Consider the following 3,021-nt stretch of genomic DNA (forward strand, 5'->3'; position numbering starts at 1 on the left):
GGGTGTATGCGTACGGCACGGCGGGTACCTTCCCGACCAAGTCCTGGCGGTCCAGCAACAACTGGGTCGACGTGGTCTTCACCACCACCCCGTGAACCTTCTGGCCCGCGGATCCTGATACGAGGAAAGAAGCAGTCCGATGAACGCGAACAAGTCCGGCAGGTACGGGCGCCCCCTCCGGGCCGCGGTGCTGGCCCTGGTGCTGGCCCTCGGGTTGACGACGATGGGCGGGCTGGCCGGGGCCGGACGGGCCGGGCTCGGTACGACGACCGCCCTTGCCGCCGGGACCTCGACCATCTGGCCGGACACGGCGACCCCGGTCACCACCGTGGACTCCGATCCGAACGCGGTGGAACTGGGAGTGAAGTTCCGCACCGACGTCGACGGGTACGTCACCGGCGTACGGTTCTGGAAGGGCACGCCGAACACCGGCACCCACACCGGCAACCTCTGGACCTCGACCGGCACCCGGCTCGCCACGGCGGTGTTCACCACGGAGACCAGTTCGGGCTGGCAGCAGGTGGACTTCGGTGCGCCGGTGCCCGTCACCGCCGGAACCACGTACGTGGCGTCGTACCACACCACGTCCGGCTACTACGCCGCCGACGCCGACTTCTTCGCCACATCCGGCGTGGACAACCCGCCGCTGCACGCCCTGCGGGACGGCGTCGACGGCTCGAACGGGGTGTACTCCTACAGCGCCACCAGCACGTTCCCGACCCAGTCCTGGCGGGCCAGCAACTACTGGGTGGACGTCGTGTTCACCTCGACGGTCGCCCCCGACACCACCGCGCCCACGGTGACCTCGGTGGTCCCGGCCGACGGCGCGACCGGGGTCGCCCGGACCGCTCCGGTGTCCGCGGTGTTCAGCGAGGCGATGGACCCGGCGACCATCTCGACGTCGACGGTGACGCTGGTCCCGACGGGCGGGGCCACCCCCGTCGCCGCCACGGTGGCGTACGACGCGGCGACCCGATCGCTGAGCCTGCAGCCGTCCGCGAGCCTCGCCCCCGTGACCGGCTACACCGCCACGATCAAGGGCGGTGCCTCCGGCGTCAAGGACCTGGCCGGCAACCCGCTCGCCCAGGACAGGACGTGGAGTTTCACCACGGGTTCGTCGGGACCGTGCGACACCCCGGCCAATGCCACGGTCGCGGAGAACTGCCTGCCGGGCAGTCCGGCTTCGGAGTGGGACGTCTCCGGTGCGGGTGATCCCTCCATCCAGGGCTTCGCCACGGACATCAGCGTGACGCGACCGCAGTCCGGCCAGACCACGACGGTGTCGTTCAAGATCGACACGACCGCGTCCGCGTACCGCATCGACATCTACCGGCTGGGCTACTACGGCGGGCAGGGGGCCCGCAAGGTCGCGAGCATCACCCCGACGGACGTACGCAAGCAGTCGAACTGCCTCACCGACGCCACCACCGGACTCATCGACTGCGGCAACTGGAGGGTCTCGGCGACCTGGACGGTGCCCTCCGCGGCCACCTCGGGCCTGTACATCGCGCGCCCCGTACGCTCCGACACCGGCGGTGCGAGCCACGTCCCGTTCGTGGTGCGAGATGACGCGCGCACCTCCGACGTGCTCGTCCAGACCTCCGACACCACCTGGCAGGCGTACAACACCTACGGCGGCAACAGCCTGTACACGGGGTCGCCCGACGGCCGGGCCTACAAGGTGAGCTACAACCGGCCCTTCGTCACCCGTGGCGTCGACGGGGGACAGGACTGGCTCTTCAACGCCGAGTACCCGATGATCCGCTGGCTCGAGCGCAATGGCTACGACGTCAGTTACCAGTCCGGCATCGACACCGACAGGTTGGGCGCCACCCCGCTCGGCCGTCACCGGACGTTCCTGTCCGTCGGGCACGACGAGTACTGGTCGGGAGGCCAGCGGGCCAACGTCGAGTCGGCCCGCGGCACGGGGCTGAACCTCGCCTTCTTCTCGGGCAACGAGGTCTTCTGGAAGACCCGCTGGGAGACCAGCATCGACGGGTCCGGCACGGCGTACCGCACCCTGGTCTGCTACAAGGAGACCCACGCCAACGCGAAGATCGACCCCTCACCCTCCTGGACCGGCACCTGGCGCGACCCACGGTTCAGCCCGCCCTCGGACGGCGGCCGTCCGGAGAACGCCCTGACCGGCACGATCTTCATGGTGAACGACGGCGCCACCACGTCCATCGTGGTGCCGGAGGCCGACGGGAAGATGCGCTTCTGGCGCGGTACCTCCATCGCGTCCCTGTCGCCCGGCAGCTCGGCGACCTTGCCGAACGGCACCCTCGGCTACGAGTGGGACTCCGACCTCGACAACGGCTCCCGCCCGGTGGGCACGGTCCGCCTGTCCTCTACGACGGTCCCCAACGCCCCCGTCCTGCAGGACTACGGCTCCACGTACGGCTCCGGAACCGCGCGCCACAACCTCACCCTCTACCGGCAGCAGGGGGGAGGCCTCGTCTTCGGCGCCGGGACGGTGCAGTGGACCTGGGGCCTGGACGCGACCCACGACCGGTCCGGCACCCCGGTCAGCGTGCCGATGCAACAGGCGACCGTCAACCTGCTTGCCGACATGGGTGCTCAGCCGGCCACGATCGCGACGGGCCTGAGCCCGGCGACCGCCTCCACCGACCAGACGCCGCCCACCGCGGCGATCTCCTCCCCGGCCCCCGGAGCCGTCATCGCGCCCGGGGCGACGATGACGGTGTCCGGCACCGCGAGCGATGTCGGTGGCCGGGTCGGAGGCGTTGAGGTATCCACCGACGGAGGCACCAGCTGGCACCCGGCCACCGGGCGCGCCTCGTGGACCTACCAGTGGACGGCCGGCTCGGCAGGATCGGTGACGATCCGCGCGCGGGCGGCCGACGACAGCGCGAACCTCGGGTCCGCTGCCTCCGTGACCGTCAGCGTGGGATCCACCACCACCGACACGACGGCGCCGAAGGTGGTGTCGGTGAGTCCGGTGTCGGGTGCGACGGGGGTGGGTGTGTCGTCTGGGGTGTCGGCGGTGTTCGATGAGGC

1 protein-coding gene is annotated in these 3,021 nt (G+C 70.6%); it reads left to right on the plus strand.

From position 1 onward, the window contains the following. Positions 1–139 precede the first annotated feature (139 nt). Positions 140–3,021, plus strand: a 2,882-nt coding sequence (locus GA0111570_RS17915; RefSeq protein ID WP_217634251.1) for a N,N-dimethylformamidase beta subunit family domain-containing protein, incomplete at its 3' end; no start/stop codon positions are given.

The sequence above is a fragment of the Raineyella antarctica genome (assembly GCF_900092135.1).
In the GTDB taxonomy this organism is placed as follows: Bacteria; Actinomycetota; Actinomycetes; order Propionibacteriales; family Propionibacteriaceae; genus Raineyella; species Raineyella antarctica.